18 protein-coding genes are annotated in these 18,406 nt (G+C 69.0%); 9 read left to right on the top strand and 9 right to left on the bottom strand.

Annotation, left to right across the window (positions count from 1 at the left end):
- The first annotated feature begins 34 nt into the window (after positions 1 to 34).
- The 4 genes from KUTG_RS50920 to KUTG_RS50905 all read left to right on the top strand — a co-directional run bounded on the left by KUTG_RS50920 (position 35) and on the right by KUTG_RS50905 (position 3,945).
- Positions 35 to 823: an IclR family transcriptional regulator gene (locus tag KUTG_RS50920; RefSeq protein WP_063753671.1), complete on the top strand. Its 789-nt coding sequence runs from the start codon at positions 35 to 37 to the stop codon at positions 821 to 823.
- A gap of 81 nt (positions 824 to 904) precedes the next feature.
- Entirely contained in the window at positions 905 to 1,759 is an 855-nt protein-coding gene (locus tag KUTG_RS50915; RefSeq protein ID WP_043727274.1) for a serine hydrolase, read from the top strand.
- Positions 1,760 to 1,909: 150 nt separating this feature from the next.
- Positions 1,910 to 3,334 (top strand): glycoside hydrolase family 27 protein, encoded by a 1,425-nt coding sequence (locus KUTG_RS50910; RefSeq protein WP_084580821.1) that lies wholly within the window; start codon positions 1,910 to 1,912, stop codon positions 3,332 to 3,334.
- On the top strand, positions 3,331 to 3,945 hold the full coding sequence (locus KUTG_RS50905) for a hypothetical protein (protein ID WP_198047655.1): 615 nt from the start codon (positions 3,331 to 3,333) through the stop codon (positions 3,943 to 3,945). Before KUTG_RS50910 ends, KUTG_RS50905 begins: the two co-directional genes overlap by 4 nt.
- A 2-nt stretch (positions 3,946 to 3,947) precedes the next feature.
- Here the strand turns inward: KUTG_RS50905 and KUTG_RS50900 are convergent, their stop codons facing one another.
- Entirely contained in the window at positions 3,948 to 4,784 is an 837-nt protein-coding gene (locus KUTG_RS50900; RefSeq protein ID WP_043727268.1) for an LLM class F420-dependent oxidoreductase, read from the bottom strand.
- 47 nt (positions 4,785 to 4,831) lie between these two features.
- Between KUTG_RS50900 and KUTG_RS50895 the strand changes: the two genes are divergently transcribed.
- A complete protein-coding gene (locus KUTG_RS50895; protein ID WP_063753669.1) occupies positions 4,832 to 7,144 on the top strand; it encodes a fibronectin type III domain-containing protein in 2,313 nt (770 codons plus the stop codon).
- Between the two features lie 333 nt (positions 7,145 to 7,477).
- A complete protein-coding gene (locus KUTG_RS50890) occupies positions 7,478 to 8,371 on the top strand; it encodes a phytanoyl-CoA dioxygenase family protein (protein ID WP_043727266.1) in 894 nt (297 codons plus the stop codon).
- A 5-nt stretch (positions 8,372 to 8,376) separates the two neighbouring features.
- Here the strand turns inward: KUTG_RS50890 and KUTG_RS50885 are convergent, their stop codons facing one another.
- Together KUTG_RS50885 and KUTG_RS50880 are read right to left on the bottom strand one after the other, a co-directional pair.
- Positions 8,377 to 8,787 carry a PPOX class F420-dependent oxidoreductase gene (locus tag KUTG_RS50885; RefSeq protein WP_043727263.1) on the bottom strand — a complete coding sequence of 137 codons (411 nt, stop codon included), beginning with the start codon at positions 8,785 to 8,787 and terminating at the stop codon, positions 8,377 to 8,379.
- 64 nt (positions 8,788 to 8,851) lie between these two features.
- Positions 8,852 to 9,526, bottom strand: coding sequence for a hypothetical protein (locus tag KUTG_RS50880; protein ID WP_043727261.1), 675 nt, complete (start codon positions 9,524 to 9,526; stop codon positions 8,852 to 8,854).
- Between the two features lie 160 nt (positions 9,527 to 9,686).
- Between KUTG_RS50880 and KUTG_RS50875 the strand changes: the two genes are divergently transcribed.
- Genes KUTG_RS50875 through KUTG_RS50865 form a run of 3 tightly spaced genes read left to right on the top strand, consistent with a single transcriptional unit; the run spans position 9,687 to position 11,402 of the window.
- Complete coding sequence (locus KUTG_RS50875; protein ID WP_043727259.1) at positions 9,687 to 10,088, top strand: VOC family protein; 402 nt, start codon at positions 9,687 to 9,689, stop codon at positions 10,086 to 10,088.
- 43 nt (positions 10,089 to 10,131) lie between these two features.
- A complete protein-coding gene (locus tag KUTG_RS50870; RefSeq protein WP_043727257.1) occupies positions 10,132 to 10,470 on the top strand; it encodes a PadR family transcriptional regulator in 339 nt (112 codons plus the stop codon).
- Entirely contained in the window at positions 10,467 to 11,402 is a 936-nt protein-coding gene (locus KUTG_RS50865; RefSeq protein ID WP_043727255.1) for a hypothetical protein, read from the top strand. Before KUTG_RS50870 ends, KUTG_RS50865 begins: the two co-directional genes overlap by 4 nt.
- On the opposite strand, the gene KUTG_RS50860 is transcribed toward KUTG_RS50865, so the two are convergent.
- The 6 genes from KUTG_RS50860 to KUTG_RS55065 all read right to left on the bottom strand — a co-directional run.
- On the bottom strand, positions 11,380 to 12,168 hold the full coding sequence (locus KUTG_RS50860) for an alpha/beta fold hydrolase (RefSeq protein WP_043727253.1): 789 nt from the start codon (positions 12,166 to 12,168) through the stop codon (positions 11,380 to 11,382). The two genes, KUTG_RS50865 and KUTG_RS50860, sit on opposite strands and share 23 nt — an antisense overlap.
- Positions 12,165 to 12,746 (bottom strand): TetR/AcrR family transcriptional regulator, encoded by a 582-nt coding sequence (locus tag KUTG_RS50855; protein ID WP_043727250.1) that lies wholly within the window; start codon positions 12,744 to 12,746, stop codon positions 12,165 to 12,167. The genes KUTG_RS50860 and KUTG_RS50855 overlap by 4 nt, the downstream gene beginning before the upstream one ends.
- 34 nt (positions 12,747 to 12,780) lie before the next feature.
- Complete coding sequence (locus tag KUTG_RS50850) at positions 12,781 to 13,296, bottom strand: GNAT family N-acetyltransferase (protein ID WP_232241564.1); 516 nt, start codon at positions 13,294 to 13,296, stop codon at positions 12,781 to 12,783.
- Between the two features lie 91 nt (positions 13,297 to 13,387).
- Positions 13,388 to 14,587 carry a cytochrome P450 gene (locus KUTG_RS50845; RefSeq protein WP_043727245.1) on the bottom strand — a complete coding sequence of 400 codons (1,200 nt, stop codon included), beginning with the start codon at positions 14,585 to 14,587 and terminating at the stop codon, positions 13,388 to 13,390.
- Positions 14,584 to 15,792, bottom strand: a complete 1,209-nt coding sequence (locus KUTG_RS50840; protein WP_043727243.1) for an MFS transporter — start codon at positions 15,790 to 15,792, stop codon at positions 14,584 to 14,586. The genes KUTG_RS50845 and KUTG_RS50840 overlap by 4 nt, the downstream gene beginning before the upstream one ends.
- 37 nt (positions 15,793 to 15,829) lie before the next feature.
- Positions 15,830 to 18,406, bottom strand: a 2,577-nt coding sequence (locus KUTG_RS55065) for a non-ribosomal peptide synthetase (RefSeq protein ID WP_157495739.1), incomplete at its 5' end; no start/stop codon positions are given.

The raw sequence follows: 18,406 nt of genomic DNA, 5'->3' as shown, positions 1-18,406 counted from the left end.
TGCCCGTTGCCGTCTCGCACCACCGAGCCCGTCAGTGTCGGGGCGCTTCCTGATCGCCGTGCTGGACGCCTTCTCCGCGCGGGCATCGGCACTGAGGTTGTCCGAGATCAGCCGGCGCACGGGACTGCCGCTGACGTCCACGCACCGCCTGGTCGGCGAGCTGGCCGCCGGCGGCCTGCTGGAGCGTGGGGACGACGGCCGATACCGGATCGGGTTGCGGCTGTGGGAGATCGCGTCGCTCGCGCCGCGCGGAGTCCGCCTGCGGGAGAGCGCGATGCCGTTCCTGGAGGACCTGTACGAAGCGACGCACCAACACGTGCAGCTGGCCGTGTTGGAGGGGCACGAGGTGTTGTACCTGGAGCGGATCTCCGGGCGGGACGCCGTGTCGATCATCTCCCGGGTCGGCGGGCGGCTGGCCCCGCACGCCACCGGCGTCGGGGTCGTGCTGCTGGCCCACGCCCCGGCCGAGGTGCAGGAGGCGATCCTGGCCGCCCCGCTGCGCCGCTTCACGCCTCGGACCGTGACCCGCCCATCGGACCTCCGACGAATCCTGGCCGACGTCCGCCGCGACGGCTACGCCATCACCGACGGCACCATCGAGACCGTGGCGCTGTCGGTCGCCGCCCCCGTGCGGGGGCCGGACGACGCCGTGGTCGCCGCGATCTCCGTGGTGGTGCCGACGGAGTCGGCCCAGCCCCGTGAGATAGTCCCGGCGGTCGTCGCGGCCGCCCGGGGCATTTCCCGCGTGTTGGGCGCACCGAGCAGTCAGCGGCTGGCGCGCACTGTACGTCGGGAGACCCACCGAAGGGATCTCCCATTGTGAAACAACACTGTCACAAGCCCTGTGACACGGTTGTTCCACAATGGCGGCCATCCTTTTCGCGATGCCGGCGACTAAACCGGCATGCGTATCCCGGCGAGCGTTGTCCTGGCGGTGGCGGCGCTGGCGCTCGTGGGCTGTGGGCACGTCCGCGCCGCCGGCAGCCAGCCGTCCCCCGTGGTCGTCACCGCGCCACCTCCCATCAGCTCCGTCGCCGTGACCAGCACCTCCGACACCGCGCCCGGTACCTCGGACACCGTCGCGGCGGCGGGCTCGCCCGAGGCCGACGGGCGGTTCTCCCTCGTCGTCTTCGACCGCACGACCGGGCAGGTCGTGATGAGTGAGAATCCGACCGATCACTTTCCGGCGGAATCCGTCGTGAAACTACTCATCGCGGTCACAGCATTGCAGAACGGAACCGATCCGGTTCTGGTGGCGACGATGTTGTCGGTCAGCGACGACGACATCGCCAACCAATTGTGGGAGCAGTACGGCAATATCGCGATCATCGAGCGGATGGCCAAGGTGATGGACCTGCCCGACATCGTCGTGCCGGACGATCCGGGCTGGTGGGGCAACACCCAGATCACCGCCGACGACGTGGTCGAGATCTACCGGTACATCCTCGACCGGGCGTCGGCACCGCTGCGCGACACCATCATGAAGGCGCTGGCCAGCACCACCAGGACCGCCGCCGACGACTTCTACCAGTACTACGGCATCGTCGACGCCACCGAAGGCCATGACTGGGCGGTCAAGCAGGGCTGGGCGTGCTGCAAGCCCGACCGCGTGCTGCACAGCACCGGCGTGATCGGGGACGACCACCGCTACATCATCGCCGCCCTGAGCGCGCATGACGGGTCATCCACCACCTGGGACCAGGTCGGCGGCGAGCTCACCGACGCGATCCGGCAGGCGGAGGCGAAGCTGCACCGCTGACAAAAATCACCCATGTGAACCGGAATGCATTCAGTCATCCGATGAATTCACTGTGAACGTGGGCCGATTGGCCTAAAAACGCCCGGTCACTGTTGCTTGTAAAGGTTCTCCGCCCTAGGTTTCGCCTCAGTTACGGCGAGGAGGTCGGATGTGTTCCGGGTCTTAGCGGTGGTGCCCGTGCTGCTCGCCGGGTTGGCCACGCCGGCGGCGGCCCAGAACGCGCTGGCCCCGACGCCGCCGATGGGGTGGAACGACTGGAACGCCTTCGGCTGCGGCGTCGACCAGCAGCTGGTGGAGCAGACCGCGGACACGCTGGTGTCCAGCGGCATGCGGGACGCCGGTTACACCTACGTGAACATCGACGACTGCTGGGCGCTGCCCGACCGGGACACCAGCGGCAACCTCGTCGCCGACCCCGGCAAGTTCCCGGACGGCATCGGCAAGCTGGCCGACTACGTGCACGCCCGAGGCCTCAAGCTCGGCATCTACGAGGACTCCGGCATCCACACGTGCTCGAAGAGCGGCGGCTTCCCCGGCAGCCTCGGACATGAACAGCAGGACGCGGACCTGTTCGCCAGTTGGCACGTCGACTACCTCAAGTACGACGACTGCAACGTCCCGGCCGACGGCCAGAACGTCGAGGCGACGATCGCCCGGTACCAGGCGATGCGGGATGCCCTGGCCGGCAAGGGGATCGTGTTCAGCATCTGCGAGAAGACCGACTTCGGTGTGCCGAACTCGGCGTGGCCGACGGTCGGCAACCTGTGGCGCACCACCGGCGACATCCACGACAACTTCGCGCGCATGCTGTCGCTATTCCACACCAACGTGACGCTGCCCGAGCTGGCCGGCCCGGACCACTGGAACGACCCGGACATGCTGGAGATCGGCAACGGCGGCATGTCCGACGTGGAGTACCGGTCGCACTTCGCGCTGTGGGCGGAGATGGCCGCGCCGCTGATCGTCGGCACCGAGGTGCGCACGATGTCGGCCGCCACCAAGGACATCCTGACCAACCGCGAGATCATCGCCGTTGATCAGGATCGGCTGGGCGCGCAGGGGCGTCCGGTGTCGTCGACCAACGGCTTGTGGGTGCTGACCAAGCCGTTGGCCGACGGCAGCCGTGCCGTCACGCTGTTCAACGAGACCGCCTCGCCGGCGACCGTCACCACCACTGCCGACGCCGTCGGGCTGGGCCGGGCTTTCGACTACCAGGTGCGGGATCTGTTCGCGCACACCACGTCCGAGTCCACCGGCAAGATCACGGCCGCGCTGCCGGCGCACGGGTCGGCGATGTACCGGATCTCCCCCAACCGGCAGCTGGCCCTGCCGCACGTCGTAGTCGGCCTGTCCGATGTGGACTCATCGAGCATCACCGCCACCGTCACCAATGACGGCCTGCTGCCGGGATCTGGAACCAGCTGCACCTCACGCTGCCGCCGGGCTGGTCGGCCCTCGTCCCACGACGAGCTGATCCCGGTCGTCCCGTCCGGCGCCAGCCGCTCCGTCACATACCAGCTGACGCCCCGGCGGTCGACACCCCGTTGCCGACCGAACAGTTCACGATCTCCTTGAACGGAAAGCAGTCCTTCACCGAAGAGCTGCACCGGCCGACGCCCGTGGCGGCCCCGCTGAAGGCCTTCGCCGCCGTGGACCCGACCACCCGGCCCCAGTTCGGCCAGCTCGGCGACCGCCTGGCGATCATCGCCGCCGGCGCCGACGTGTCCGGCACCAACAACCAGTACGGCACGATCTACCGCCCGCAGGGCCTGCCCACCACCGGCGCCGCCACCGTTCACGTGCTGTCGCAGCAGAACCGCAACGCCGCCACCAAGTCCGGCCTGATCGCGCGCAACGATCTGTCCAAAGCGGACAACTCCGCTGGCTACGTCACGCTGGAAGTGACACCCGGCAAGGGCATCCAGCTCCAGTGGGACGCCGACGGCAACGGCCAGCTGGAGTCGTCCAAGACGGTGACCGGCGTGACCGCGCCGGTGTGGCTGCGCCTGGTGCGCGACGGCACGGCGTTCACCGGGCAGTACTCGATGGATGGTTCCACCTGGAGCACCGTCGCGACGATCACCGTGCCGTCCGCGCTCACAACAGAGGACGTCGGCGTGTTCACCACGTCCCACAACAAGTACGTCGACGGCCGAGCCGACTTCGCCTCGTTCACGGCCGGCTGATGCTACTCGCCGTGCAGCTCCGCCACCGCCGTCTCGATCCGGTCCAACTCCCGCTCCATCGGACCACGCCCGACCGGCGGCACCCAGAACACCGCGCGCCGGAAGCCGGCCGCCTCGAACCGCTCCAGCGAGGAGGCCTTGGCCTGCGCGTTCATCAGCACGAAGTCGAGCTTGCGGTCGGCCCGGTCCTGCATGTCCTTGGCCCGGCCCACGATGTCGTCGGCCCGGCCGCCGTAGTTGGGCATCCAGCCGTCGCCGAACGACAGCACCCGGTCGGCCACCGTAGGGCCGTTGCCGCCGATCAGGACCGGCGGGTGCGGCCGCTGCGCGGGCTTGGGCCAGGCCCAGATCCGGTCGAACTTCACGAACTCGCCGGCGTAGGAGGCCTCGTCCTGCGTCCAGATCGCCTTCATGGCCCCGATCCGCTCGGCCATCAGCCGCATCCGGGTCCGCGGGTCGGTGCCGTGGTTCTCCATCTCCTCGCGGTTCCAGCCGGCGCCGACCCCGAACTCCAGCCGTCCCCCGGACAGGTGGTCGACGCTGGCGACCTCCTTGGCCGTGGTGATCGGGTCGCGCTGGTTCACCAGACAGATCCCGCTGCCCACCCGCAGCTTCGTCGTCGCCGCGGCCGCTGCGGTCAGCGCGACGAACAGGTCGTAGGTGTGGGCGTACTTGTGGGGAAGCTCGCCGCCCGAAGGGTAAGGAGTGCGGCGATCGGCCGGGATGTGGGTGTGCTCCGGGAAGAACAGCGACTCGAACCCGCGCTCCTCGACCAGCCGCGCGAGCGGCCCGGGGGCGACGGTATCGGGCGTGGCGAAGACGGCAACACCGATGTCCATGCACGCACCGTACGCCGATCGTCACGCGATCACGATGTGGAGAACTCATGAAACGATCAGTCCAGCTGGCGGTCGGCGCGGCCGCGGCGGTGATCTCCGCCGTCGCGCTGACGGCCACCCCGGCGGACGCCTCCGGGTCACACGGCGCGGACGTCTACGTCTCCCCGCACGGAAACGACCGGCTGTCAGGCACTTCGGCGCAACCGGTGCGCACTCTGCCGAGGGCGCAGGAACTTGCGCGTGAGCGGGCGGGGCATGCCAACGGGGACATCACCGTCCACCTCGCGGCCGGGGTGTTCGATCTGTCACAGCCGTTGAAGTTCGACGCGCGGGACTCCGGCGTCAACGGTCACCGCGTGATCTGGCAGGGCAGCCGCGGCACGGAGATCAGCGGCGGCAAGCAGGTCACCGGCTGGCACCCGGTACCGGGCAAACCGGGTCTTTTCTCCGCCCCAGCGCCAAAAGGGCTGGACAACACGCGCCAGCTGTACGTCAACGGCGTGCGGGAACAGCGGGCCCAGGGGCCGCTGCCGGTCACGGTGAAGGCCACCGCCACCGGCTACACCGCCTCCGCGGCGACCATGGCCGGCTGGCGCAATCCGACCGACATCGAGTTCGTGTACACGGCCGGCGAGGCGCTGTGGAACATCCAGCGTGACGGGCTCGGGCAGTGGACCGAACCGCGCTGCCCCATCGGGTCCATGAGCGACACCACCATCACCATGGCCCAGCCCTGCTGGGACAACTCCACCAAACGTGTGCTGTTCCCCAACATTCCGGGTCGCAGCGTCAACATGGTCGGTCCGTACGACCTGACCAACGGCCGGCATCCCACGTACGTGGAGAACGCGTTCGAGGTGCTGGACACGCCCGGCGAGTGGTACCTGGACCGGTCGTCGCACACCGTCTACTACATGCCTCGGCCCGGTGAGAACCTGCACACCGCCGACGTCGAGGCGCCGGCCCTTGAGCAGCTGATCACCGCTACGGGCCTGCACGACGTGTCCTTCCGCGGCATCCAGTTCGAGTACGCGACCTGGCTGACGCCGTCGTCGCCGGAGGGCTTCTCCGAGATCCAGGCCGGGTACACCAACACCGGCCCCGATGGCTGGGCCGTGCAGGGCCTGTGCCAGTTCGTGCCGAACGGCAAGTGCCCGTACGCCTCGTGGACGCCGGAACCCGGCAACATCACCGTGTCCGGCGGATCCGGGCTGGAGTTCAGCGACTCCGCGTTCACCCATCTCGGTGCGGCCGGGCTGCGACTGGCCGACAACACCGCGAACACCATGGTGCGCGGCAACGTCTTCACCGACATCTCCGGCAACGGCATCGAGATCGGCGGCGTCGACCAGCCCACCACCGGCAGCACGCATGACGTGCAGGTGCTGGACAACCACCTCTACGGCCTGCCACGGGAGTTCCACGGCGGCGTCGCCATTCTCAACGGCTACAGCCAGCACGACGTCATCTCGCACAACCAGATCGACCACGTGGCCTACTCGGCGATCTCCATGGGCTGGGGCGGCTGGCCGGACAAGATCAAGGTCGCCGCCACACCCAACAACTCGCACGACAACGTCGTGTCCGACAACCTGATCCACGACTACATGCTGTCGCTGGACGACGGCGGCGGCATCTACACCCAGGGCATCACCGGCAGTTCGCTGGCCACCGGCGAGAAGGTCACCGGCAACGTGATCTACGGCCAGCTGGGGCTGGGCAAGGGTGTCTACACCGACAACGGCAACACCTACGAGAACGTCGTCGGCAACGTCATCTACGGCGTGGCCTACGCCGATGTCGGCACCGCGCACGTGGACTACCGGGACAACCTCGGCAACAACGACCCCACGCTGATCCAGGGCAACTACTGGGAGCAAGGGGACAAGGACGGCAACAACAAGGGCGTCATCACCCAGGACAACCACCTGCTGGACAACCCTTCGGCCGCACCGAAGTCCATCGTGGACAACGCCGGGCTGGAGCCGGCCTACCGCGGGCTGCTTTCCCGTTCCGCCACCGGCAACGGCGTTCCCGCGCAACCGACCCGAGTCGGCGCCTTCGCGGCCGACGGCAAGGTGTACGTCACCTGGAACCCCAGCTACGCCTTCAACAACGCCGCCCTGGACAGCTACCTGGTCACCGCCGGCTCCAGGACCGTGAGCATTCCCGCGGCCCAGTTCGACAAGCAGGGTTACGCCGTGGTCGACGGGTTGGCCAACGGGACGTCCTATGTGGTCACCGTTCGGGCCCACAACCGTTTCGGCGCCAGCACTCCTTCGCTGCCCGCCGCCCCGGTCACGCCCGGTCCTTATTTGGAACGGAGGGGAATCCGGCGAGGGCCGACCGTGGAACAGTGATGTCTCTAATGGCATAAACTTTCTTGTCGCCCTCGTGGTGCGATGATGAACAATTTCTCTAGCATTTGCGATACGGCCCCCGCCCCCTAGGAATAATTGAGGTGTCCAGGGAATCGAGCAATCCTCCGCTGTCGCCTGCGATGCTTTTGAAGTCTGGAATTTGCCAGAGTGTTAAGATCGTCAGGACCACAAATCCTTGCGAACCATCTCTGGTCCTGGATCGTGACGGCGACGACGCTGTCCTAGAAGTTGCCGCCACGCCGGCGTCACAAGCCGGCGTGGCGGCCCCACATTCGGTGGCGCCGCCGCTGAGACCGGCGTCACACTGCTGGCATGCTGGAACAATGGGGGCAGCAGGGCTTCGTCATCCTGCCGGAGCTGTTGTCCCATAACGACCTCGCTCCCGCCGTCGCCGAGCTGGGGCTGATGTTCCCCTCCGCCGCCGGCTTCCACGACGGCTCCGATCCCCGACGCTCGCGCTTCCTCGACGACGAGTTCGACGGCATCGACAACTTCCCCTTCACCAGCACCCAAGTCAGCCTGTTGGCCGTGCACCCCAAGATCGTCGACCTGGCTTCGTCCCTGCTCGGCACCGACGACATCCGCATCTACGGCGCCGAGGCGTGGGCCAAGTACACCGGCGCCACCTCCTACGACCAGGACCTGCACCGGGACTACCTCAACCACACCGTGCTCGTGCCCAGCACCGAGTTCCGGCAGGTCGAGATGTTCGTCTACCTCGTCGACGTGCCCGAGGAGCTCGGCCCTCCGCACCTGTTGGCCCGGGAGTGGACCTCCCACCTGCCCGCCGTGCCCAACTGGTTCCCACGCTCCGGCGCCGGCTCCGACTTCGTCGCCCCTGCCTCCCCCGACCTCTACACCCACGAGGTCTCCGGCGCCGGTCCCGCCGGCACCGTCGTCGCCTTCGAGACCGGCACCTTCCACCGCGGCACCGAGCTCCGCCGGCCCGGCGGCGCCCGCTACTCCATGCACCTCAACTTCCGCCGCGCCACCGACGACTGGGCCCTCCAGAAGGGCTGGGCCGCGCAGAGCCACCTGCCCGCCTGGTACTCCTTCGTCGACCGCGCCTCCGCCCGCCAGCTCGGCCTCTTCGGCTTCCCCCCGCCCGGCCACCCGTACTGGACCCCCGACACCCTGGCCGGCATGGCCCTGCGCTACCCCGGGCTCGACCTGTCCCCGTGGAAGAGCGCCAGCAAGGCCGATTGAGGTCGTCAGACGTTCCTGATGTCGGCCTTGAGGGTGTGGGGCTCGCGGTCCACGTCTCCGGGCTGGAGGCCGAAGCTGATGATGCGGCGGGGGTGGACGCGGATGGTGGGGCCGGCGAGCTGGCCGGCGCCGTCGGCGAGGGCCTCGGCGGTGCCGCGGATCTCGAGGCAGCGGACGCGCCACGGGGAGGTGGAGACGATGTCGTCGATGACGAAGGCGACGCGGCCGTTGGCGGCGACGTTGCGAAACTTGCGGCTGGCGGCCATGTTGTGGCCGCCGATGTCGATGGTGCCGGTCTCGGCGTTGTAACGGAAGCCGACGGGGCTGACCTGGAGGGTGCCGTCGGGCTGGGACGTGGCCAGCCGGCCGAGGGGCTGGGTGGCGAGGTAGTCGAGCTCGGCCTGGGTGAAGGACACGGTGGCGGACCTTTCCTGTGGTGGAGGCTGCGACATCAGTCTGCAACCTCCACCATCCTGGAGATCAAGCCCGGGTCACGACCGCGGCCGGCGTGGGGACCACGTCGCCGAGGATGGCCTCGCCCTTGGTCAGCCACGCGAAGCCGAAGGCCATCACGGCGATCGCCTCCAGCCACAGCTCGGGGTGGATCGCGGCGGTCTGCGCCTGGAGGAACTGGTGCACGGCGGCGATCGCCAGCAGGCAGGCGATGATCACCACGCCACAGGTCAGGTACAGCCGGTTGCGCTGCAACTTGCGCTCGGTGGGCCCCATCTCGTTGGTCCGGCGGAACAGGAAGATGGCGAAGAACGCGATGGTCAGGAAGAAGATGGACGCGAACACCAGGTGCGTCACGCCGATGACCTGAGCGGTGCTCGACGGGTTCTCGGGCGCCGTGGGGAACAGCCCGACGCCGATGGCGGCGACGCCGGCGAGGTTGCCGGCGACGTCGTCGATGACGTCGTATCCACGGTAGGAAAACAGGAACGCCCCCACCGCGCACATGCTGCCGACGAAAACGCCGCGCATGTCGGTGTAGAAGTAGGCGCTGATCGAGTCCTGCAGTCCGCCGCCCTCGACGAGCAGCTTGCCGATGATCAGCACCGCCGGCAGGGCGACGCCGATCAGGCCGATGGCTCGCCGCAGGTACAGGTACGAGTGGACGAGAGTGTCCGATGGGGATCGTGTAGTCGGGGTCATGGCCGCCTCCGCGCGAAGTCGCTGTCTGCTTGATCGGCTCGTCGCGCCAGGGACCTTAGTCCTGACCTCGGGTTTTCACGTGATCGGCGGACACTTCGCGTTGTCGGACCCCCGAGCCGGTGCGAGGATGGCGGCCTGTTCCCTACCCGAGGAGCGAGCCATGGGCTCACAGCTCAACCCCTACATCAGCTTCGACGGCGACGCCCGCCAGGCCATGGAGTTCTACCAGGCGGTGTTCGGCGGCGAGCTGACTCTCAACACCTTCGGGCAGTTCGGCCAGGGCGGCGAGCTGGGCGACAAGATCATGCACGGCCAGCTGACCACCTCCAGCGGCTACACGATCATGGCCTCGGACACCCCGCCCGGCATGGAGTACAAGCCCGGCAGCAACATCACGGTGAGCCTGTCCGGCGACGACGAGGCGGAGCTGCGCGGCTACTGGGAGAAGCTGTCGGATGGCGGAACGGTGAGCACACCGTTGGAGAAGCAGATGTGGGGCGACGTGTTCGGCTCCTGTCAGGACAAGTTCGGCATCTACTGGTTGGTCAACATCGCGGGCTGACTGCCCCTTGCCTATAGTCCGGTGATCTGTATATACCGATCACGTGACTGATGGCGCGCTCAGAGAGCCGACCTTCCTCGTGCTGACCGCGCTCGCGGCCGGCCCCCAGCACGGCTACGGGATCCTGCTCGACGTGGAGCAGATCTCGGCCGGCCGGGTCCGACTGCGGGCCGGCACGCTCTACACCGCCCTCGACCGGCTGGTCGCCGACGACTGGGTGGCCGCGGACCGCGAGGAGGTGGTCGACGGGCGGCTCCGCCGGTACTACCGGCTGACCGACCGCGGCGCGGCCCGCCTCGCGACCGAAGTCGAACGGCTGCGCGTGACCACCCGCGCGGCCGAGACGCGCCTGCGCGCACGGACCGTCGGGGGGACGGCATGACCAGGGAACAGCATTACCGGCGACTGCTCGCCCTGTACCCGAGCGACCATCGTCGGCAGCACGGCGAGGAGATGCTCGGGGTGCTGCTGGCCGCGCACGGCGGCTGGCGCGACGACCTCGATCTGGTCCGCGGGGCGGCGGCGCTGCATCTGAGGCGGACGTTCAACATGGACGGTGGCGTCTCGCTGCGGGACGCGATGGTGGTCGTCAGCCTGCTGGGCCCGATCCTGCTGCTGTCCGGCGCGGCGCCCGACCTGCACGAGATCGCCTGGTGGTTCAAGGCGGACGGCCTCGTCGCCGTGGTGCCGTACGAGCAGGTGCCGGACTGGCCGGCTTGGGCGGCCTGGGCGGTGGTGGCCGTGCTGACGCTGTTCGGGGCCCGCCGCCCCGCCGCGGCGATGGCCTGGGTGGCCTGCGCCGTGCACCTGACGATCATCTCGGCCTTCCCGATCAACTACGCCGCGAACTACGAGAACACCGGCCTGCTGCTGCTCGGCGTGTTCACGACCATCGGCCTGACGTGGTCGGCTGGTCCGGCGCGCGGCAAGGAACTGGTCGGCCGGCGCGGCATCTGGCTCGCGTTCGGCGGCGTCGCCCTGTCGACGCTGATGGTGGCGATGATGTCGGCGCTGTACGCCCTGGGATTCTGGGCCTACCTGCTGGGCCCCTGGCTCGCCTGGGCCACGTTCGTGTTCGGCGGCTGTCTGGCCTGCCGCCGCGTGCCGGACCGGCGAACCGGCCGACACGCGGCGTTCGTGCTGGCGTTGCCGCTCGTGTCCAACCTGGTGGACTACGGGCTTTTCGCGCTTCTCGGGCCGCCGCTGTTCTGGACGCCCTCCGTCACGACCGCCCTCTTCTACGGCATCCCGACCCTGATGGTGTTGGCGGGCTTGGGAATTCTCGGCCGGATCAGGCGGTCCCTGCCGAACTGAGCACCTCGTGCAGCCGGGCCGCGAACTCGACGGGTCGCCGGGCGTAGCCGACGTGATCGCCCGGGAACTCGACGAGGTCGAGGCCGAGGCGTTCGGACAGCACGACGTTGGGCCGGTAGGCGACCAGGCCCCGCGACTCGTCGCCGCAGGCGAGGACCAGCTGGTCCTTGGCCGCGGCGAGCGCGGCCAGGTCGGGCACGTGCCGTGGGTACGGGACGAACTCGTGGTCGAACCAGAACGGCACGTTGTGCTTGGACCGCCCCATCATCTCGCGCATCGCCGGCGGCAGCTCGAAACCGGGCGGCGGGGCCTGCTGGGCCAGGCCGACGACCTTGCCGAACAGGCCCATCGCCGCCTCCGGCCCGTCGGTCCGGTACAGCTGGTACACCTCGTCCATCTCGGCCAACCGCTCGTCACGGTCGGGCAGCAGCGAGATCAGCGGCGGCTCGTGCGGCACGGCCTTCAGCACCACCGACGGGTGCTTGGCCAGCAGCTCCAGCGTGACGATGGCGCCGGAGCTGCTGCCGAACACGTAGCCGGGCTCGTCGGCCAGCAGCGCCCGGGCGTCCTCGACGTCGGCGGCCAGCTTGTCGGCCGGCACGGCGTCGACGGGGCTGCGGGCGAAGCCGGCCCGGTCGTACAGCACCACCTTGTAGCGGTCGGCCAGCTGCGCCGCCACGCCTTCGAACACGGTGCTGTCGCCGTTGCCGCCGACGATGAACAGCAGCACCGGACCGCTGCCCATCGTCTTGGTGTACAAGGTCATCGCGTCCCCCTCAACTGCTTGAGCGCCGTCTCCACGAGCCCGAGCAGCGGCACCGGAGGGTCCGCCCGCAGCCAGTGTTCGGACGCCACCTGGGTGGCGGCGGCGACCGCCGCCGCCACGATCTCCGGGTACATGCCGTGGTCACCGGGACCGAGCCGGTCGGCGATGGCCGCGGCCAGGCCCTTCTGCATCTTCACGTACGTCTTCAGCAGCTCGCCGGCCATCGCCGGCGAGGACAGCACGGGCCGCAGCCCGGCCAGCCACCCGGGCGGCGGCAGCTCGGCGGCCCCGGCGTGCACCTCGAGCACGGCGGCGGTGATCGCGTCCCACAGCGGCTCGTCGGCCGGCCGGTCGAGCAGGGCCTGGCCGACGCGGAAGACACGGTCGGACGCCCGGGACGAGATCGCCTCGTACTTGCTGGAGAAGTAGTTGTTGAAGGTGCGCGGGGACACGCCCGCCGCGGCGGCGATGTCCTCGACCAGCACGTTGTCCAGCCCGCGCTCGACGGCCAGGGTCAGCGCGGCCATGCTCAGCGCCTCGCGGGTGGCCACCTTCTTGCGCTCACGGAGTCCGGACACCCCACCACACTAGCAAAAGTTGCGGGGCGCGCAGTTATTTCCGGAGGAGTTGCCGGTCGGCGGCGCGCAGCGTGACCACGCGGGTGACCTTGCCGTCCTCGCCGTTCACGTCCCGCACGATCTCGAAGCCGGCCTTCAGGGCCATCGCCAGCGAGCGGGTGTTCTCGGCGGCGACACAGCCATGGATGGCGTCGAGGCCCAGCTCGTCGAAGCCGTAGTCGATCACACGATTGGACAGCTCGGTGCCCAGCCCCAGCCGCCACACGTCACGGACCAGGGCGCAGATCAGCTCGTGGCCGTCGACGTTGCCGGTCTTCTTCAGCTCGGCGTGGCCGACGTAGCGGCCGTCCAGCCGCACCGCCCACACGTCGAACATGTTCTTGGCGTACACCTCGGTGAACAACAGCCCGAAGAGCGATCTGATCGTCTCCTCGGGCTGTCGCTCCTGTCCCATCCACTTGCAGACCTCCTCGTCGCGTAACAGCGCGACGAAGTGTTCCTCGTCCTCGGGCGTGTAGGGGCTCAGCACCAGGCGCTCGGAGCGCAGCATGGGAGTCACGGCCGAACGCTATCCGCAGCCCGAAACGGCGGCAATAATCCTATCGTGCAAGGAAAATAGCCGATGGGGTGAGTAACGGGGGTCAGCGCGGCTCGACGTCAAGCGGAAGCTTGCGAACACTCACGATCATAGCCGGATTCTGGAACTCGACCGGCTCGTCGCGGGCCACCGAGAACCCGGAGTAGCGGCGGTGCAACGCTTCGAAGGCGATGCGGCCCTCCATGCGGGCCAGCGGCGTGCCGAGGCAGAAGTGGATGCCGTGGCCGAACGTCAGGTGCGGATTGGGTGTGCGGGCGAAGTCGAAGCGCTCCGGGTCGACGAAAACCCCGGGGTCGCGGTTGGCCGAGGCGATATTGGCCATGATGATCGAATTGGCTGGAATCGTGCGCCCGCCCAGTTCCACCTCCGCCGTGGTGCGCCGGCCGAGTTCGTTGAACGGCGGCAGACAGCGCAGGACTTCCTCCAGTGCCACCGGAATCCGGGACGGATCCTCGCGCAGCGCCGCGGAAACCTCGGGGTGGCGGTCGAAGCTGATGGTGGCGTTGCCGATCAGGGCCGTGGTGGTGATGTGGCCGGCCACCAACAGCAGCGCCACGAAGCCGACGATCTCCTGGTCCGTCAGGCTTTCCCCGTCGACCGAGGCCCGGATCAGCTTGCTGGTCAGGCCTTCGCTGGGGTTGGCCCGGTGGTGGCGGATGTGGGCCAGCACGTACTCGTTCATCTCACGGATCGTCGGCGCGATCAGCTCCAGCGCCGCCTCGATCTCGGCCATGGTGGAGCTTTCCGTGAGCTGGTCGCCGCTGAACAGCACCTTGGCCCACTTCTCGAACAGCTCCCGGTCCCGCGCCGGGATGCCCAGCAGCTCGGCGATCACCAGGATCGGCAGCGGATAGGCCAGCTCGTCGACGATGTCGACGCGGTCCTTGCCGGCCACGCCGTCCAGCAGCTGCTCGGTGATCTCCCAGATCCGCGGCTCCAGCCCGGCCACCGTGCGCGGGGTGAAGGCCTGGCTGACCAGGGTGCGCAGCTTGCGGTGGTTGGGCGGGTCCATCGTCAGGAACATGCCGCTGCGGAACGCCTCGAAGTCCTCCTGCACGGGCGCGAGACCGGAGAAGTCGCTGGAGAAGGCGCCCGGGTCGGACAGCACGCGGGAGACGGCGGCGTGGTCGAGCAGCCGCCACATGCCGTTCTCCTCGTCCAGGTAGACCGGCTCCGTGGCGCGCCGGTCGATCCACTGGTCCAGGCGGTCCTCGAAGGCGTACCGGGGCGGGGCGAGCGTCATGGGGTGGGCTCCTTGACTCGGTCGATGACGGGAAAGGCGCGCATGGTGGGGCTGACCGTGACGACGACGGTGACCACGGCGATGCCGGCCGCGCACAGCAGGATCGCGTTGACGCCGCCGAACTGCTGCACGAGCACGCCGCCGAGGGCCGGCCCGGTGGCGGCGGAGACGCCGGAGATCACCGCCATCACGCTGGTCATCCGGCCGTGCAGGCGTTCCGGGGTGAGCAGCAGCTGGGAGGTGGCGATCGTGGTGTTGGCGGTGGGTGGCAGCAAAGCCATGCCGGCGAACAGAATGCCGAGCACGTAGCCGTTGTCGACGAACACGGCCAGCGGCGTGAGCAGGGTCAGCACCCAGAACACGCCGGCGATGGACAGGAACGGGCTGATGGCCCGTTGCAGCGTAGGCGCGAGCAGGGCGCCCAGCAGGCCGCCGACGCCCAGCATGGCCGCCATGATGCCGATCTCGCCGGACGGCACGTTGCGTTCCTTGGCCAGCACGACGAGGATCACGTAGTAGGCGGAGAAGAAGAAGTTCAGGCTGATCGCGCAGGCCACGGTCGCCCGGACGTGCGGCTGCCGCCACACGAAACGCAGTCCCTCCACCATTTCCTTGCTGAGGTGGCCCTTCTCCACCTTCTCGGGCCGTCGGTAGGGGACGCGGACGAACAGCAGCAACACGAAGCTGATCAGGTGCGTCAGCACCTCGACCGCGAACGGCACGGCCCGCCCGACGGCGTAGAGGAAGCCGCCGGCCGCGGTGCCGGTGAGCTGGCCGAGGGCGCCACGGGCGGAGTTCATCGCCACGGCCGTCGACAGCTGCTCCTGCGACACGATCTGGGCCACGGCCGCGTTTTCCGCCGGCAGGAACAGCGCGCGGCACACACCCATCGTCGCTGCCACGAAGATCATGTGCGGCACGGTGGCGTGGTCCAGCAGCAGGGCGACGACCAGGCTGGCCACCACGATGCCTTGCGCCGCTTCGCAGCAGAGCATGACGATCTTGCGGTTCCACCGGTCGACCAGCGCCCCCGCCGGCAGGCCGGCGATCAGCTGGGCCGCCGCGTCGACACCGAGCACGAAGCCCGAGACGGCCGGCGAGCCGGTGATGGCCAGCACCAGCAGCGGGAAGGCGATCATGGACCCGCTGAAGCCGGCCGTGGACAGCGCCTGCCCGGCCCACAGGAGGCGGTAGGAGCGGTTCATCGGCTGTCCTCCGTGGTCACGGGGCGGCTGCGGGCGTTCATCGGCAGTCCTCGGCGATGGCACGCAGGGCCGCGGCGAAGTCGTGCACAACTGCGTCCACAGTGGATCGTTCGTGTCGGGATGGTTGGTAGAGCCAGGAGAAGGCCAGCTTCCCGTCCTGCACGGCGCCGACGACGTCCAGGAGATGGGCCTTGCGCTCGGCCGGGTCGTGGTCGCGGCCGAAGGAGCCGTGGGTGGCGGCGAACAGCCCGCCGCCGGCCTGGCCGTCGGCGGCGTCCCACTGGCCGAGGTAGTTGAAGGCGATGCCGGGCTCCACGACCGGGACGTCGCCACCCAGATAACGCAGCGCGCCATAGCCGAAACCGTTGTCCGGCACGGCTCGCAGCTGCTTGCGGACCGACTTGATCCGGCTGCGCCAGTCGCCCTGGACCTGCAAGGTCACCGGGAAGATCGTGGTGAACCAGCCGACCGTCCTAGTCAGGTCGACGTCGTCGAGCACGTCCTCGCGGCCGTGTCCTTCGAGGTCGATGGTGACCCGCTCCTCCCCCGTCCACTTGGACAGCGCGGAGGCCAGCGCGGTGAGCAACACGTCGTTGATCCGCGTGCGGTAGGCAGCGGGAGCCTTGCGCAGCAGGGCATCCGTGTCGGCCTCGTCGAGAATTACCGACACGGTGTCGGTCGCCGGGTCGTCGCCGTCGTGATCGACCGGCAGCTCCTCGGCGGCCTCGATGCCCTGCCAGTACTCGGCATCCAGCCCGCCGTTGCGGACGTGCTCGGTCAGGCGGTTGGACCATTCCTGGAACGACGTGGTCTTCGGCCCGAGGTCGATCTCCTCACCGCGGGCCGCCTGGCGATAGGCAGTGTCGAGGTCGTCGAGCAGGATCCGCCACGACACACCGTCCACGATGACGTGGTGCGCGGCCAGGAACAGCCATGGCCGGCCGTCCCGGTCGAACAGCACGGCCTTGAACAGCGGGCCGGTGGTCAGGTCGAGGCCGGCGTGCACCTCGTCGGCGAACTCCTCGCTGAACTCGTGCCGGATCAGCGCCGGGACCGGCTCCAGCGGGGCGTTGTACGGTTCCCCGTCGAACCGCATCCTCAGCGCGTCGTGGTGGCCCCACACCGCGTCCAGCGCCCGCTGCAATGCGGCCTCGTCCACGTCCTCGACGAGCTCGGCCAGCAGGGACTGGTTGAAGTGGTGGGGATTCACGGTGTGGTGCTGGAAGAACCAGTGCTGGATCGGGGTCAGCGGCACCGGGCCGGTGACCAGCTGCCGGCGCTCGCCGGCATTGGTCACGGCCGTCACCGCGGGCGCCAACTGCTCGATCGTCTGGTGCAGGAAGACGTCCTTGGACGCCAGGTGCAGGCCGGCCTGCCGGGCCCGGGACACCACCTGCATGCTGAGGATGGAATCGCCGCCGAGCTCGAAGAAGTTGTCGGTGATGCCGACGTTCTGGACACCGAGCACGTCCGACCAGATCTTGGCCAGCGCCTGCTCGATCTCCGTACTGGGCTCGACGTGTTCGCCGCTGGCCGTCACGGTCACGTCCGGCAGCCGCTTGCGGTCGACCTTGCCACTGGGGTTGAGCGGCAGCGCGTCCAGCTCCTGGAACGCCGCCGGCACCATGTAGTCCGGCAGCGTGCGGGCCAGGAAGTCCCTGAGGCCAGCTGTTTCGCCGACGACGTAGGCGATCAGGCGCTTGTCACGGGCGATCACCACCGCCTCGCGGATGTCAGGGCGCTGTCGGATGGCCGCCTCGACCTCGCCCAGTTCCACGCGAAAGCCACGGATCTTGACCTGGTCGTCCGCACGGCCGAGGAACTCCAACTGGCCGTCCGGCCGCCAGCGCACCACGTCGCCGGTGCGGTACATGCGGCCCGGCTCGAAGGGATTGGCGACGAACCGGGCGGCGGTCAGGCCGGGGCGGTCGAGGTAGCCGCGGGCCAGGCCGAGGCCGGCGACATAGAGCTCGCCGGCGACACCGATCGGGACCGGCTTCAGCGCGTCGTCGAGGACATAGGCCCTGGTGTTGCGGATCGGCCGCCCGATGGGCGGGACAACACCTGTTGTCAGCTCCTCGCTCCAGGTGCTGACCACGGTGGACTCCGTCGGCCCGTAAGCGTTGATCATGCGCCGGCCCGGGGCCCACCGGGTGACCAGTTCGGCCGAGCAGGCGTCGGCGCCCACGATCAGCGTGGTGAAGTTCGGCAACTCGACGTCGGGAAGCGTGCCCAGCGCGGCCGGCGGGATCAACGCGTGGGTGATCCGCTGACCGTCGAGCACCTCGGCCAGCTGTTCCCCGAGCAGCGGCCCGGGCGGCGGGACAACAAGTGTTGCCCCGGCCGGCAGCGTCATGCACAGCTCCAGGATCGACGCGTCGAAGCTGGGCGAGGAGAACGCCAGCACCCGGTCGCCGGGACGGACCCGGAAGTGGGCGATTTCCGCCGCCGCGAAGCTCGCCAGGCCGGTGTGCGTGACGACAACGCCCTTGGGTCGGCCGGTCGAGCCGGAGGTGTAGATCACGTAGGCCGGCTGGTCGATCCGGTGCGGGCGCTGTGGGTTCGCCTCGTCGCTGCCGGCGAAGTCGTCCAGGAGCAGCACCGGCAGTCCGGT

Origin of the sequence: Kutzneria sp. 744 (assembly GCF_000568255.1) — a bacterium.
GTDB lineage: Bacteria > Actinomycetota > Actinomycetes > Mycobacteriales > Pseudonocardiaceae > Kutzneria.
The sequence above is the reverse complement of the archived record's forward strand: the minus strand, read 5'-3'. Positions and strand labels throughout refer to the sequence as shown.

Bases quoted from the DNA above. Each gene is read 5' to 3' on its own strand.
- KUTG_RS50840 (WP_043727243.1), bottom strand. From the start codon at position 15,792: ATGAACCGCTCCTACCGCCTCCTGTGGGCCGGGCAGGCGCTGTCCACG.
- KUTG_RS50860 (WP_043727253.1), bottom strand. From the start codon at position 12,168: ATGACCTTGTACACCAAGACGATGGGCAGCGGTCCGGTGCTGCTGTTC.
- KUTG_RS50890 (WP_043727266.1), top strand. From the start codon at position 7,478: ATGCTGGAACAATGGGGGCAGCAGGGCTTCGTCATCCTGCCGGAGCTG.
- KUTG_RS50875 (WP_043727259.1), top strand. From the start codon at position 9,687: ATGGGCTCACAGCTCAACCCCTACATCAGCTTCGACGGCGACGCCCGC.
- KUTG_RS50915 (WP_043727274.1), top strand. From the start codon at position 905: ATGCGTATCCCGGCGAGCGTTGTCCTGGCGGTGGCGGCGCTGGCGCTC.
- KUTG_RS50895 (WP_063753669.1), top strand. From the start codon at position 4,832: ATGAAACGATCAGTCCAGCTGGCGGTCGGCGCGGCCGCGGCGGTGATC.
- KUTG_RS50850 (WP_232241564.1), bottom strand. From the start codon at position 13,296: ATGCTGCGCTCCGAGCGCCTGGTGCTGAGCCCCTACACGCCCGAGGAC.
- KUTG_RS50865 (WP_043727255.1), top strand. From the start codon at position 10,467: ATGACCAGGGAACAGCATTACCGGCGACTGCTCGCCCTGTACCCGAGC.
- KUTG_RS50900 (WP_043727268.1), bottom strand. From the start codon at position 4,784: ATGGACATCGGTGTTGCCGTCTTCGCCACGCCCGATACCGTCGCCCCC.
- KUTG_RS50845 (WP_043727245.1), bottom strand. From the start codon at position 14,587: ATGACGCTCGCCCCGCCCCGGTACGCCTTCGAGGACCGCCTGGACCAG.
- KUTG_RS50880 (WP_043727261.1), bottom strand. From the start codon at position 9,526: ATGACCCCGACTACACGATCCCCATCGGACACTCTCGTCCACTCGTAC.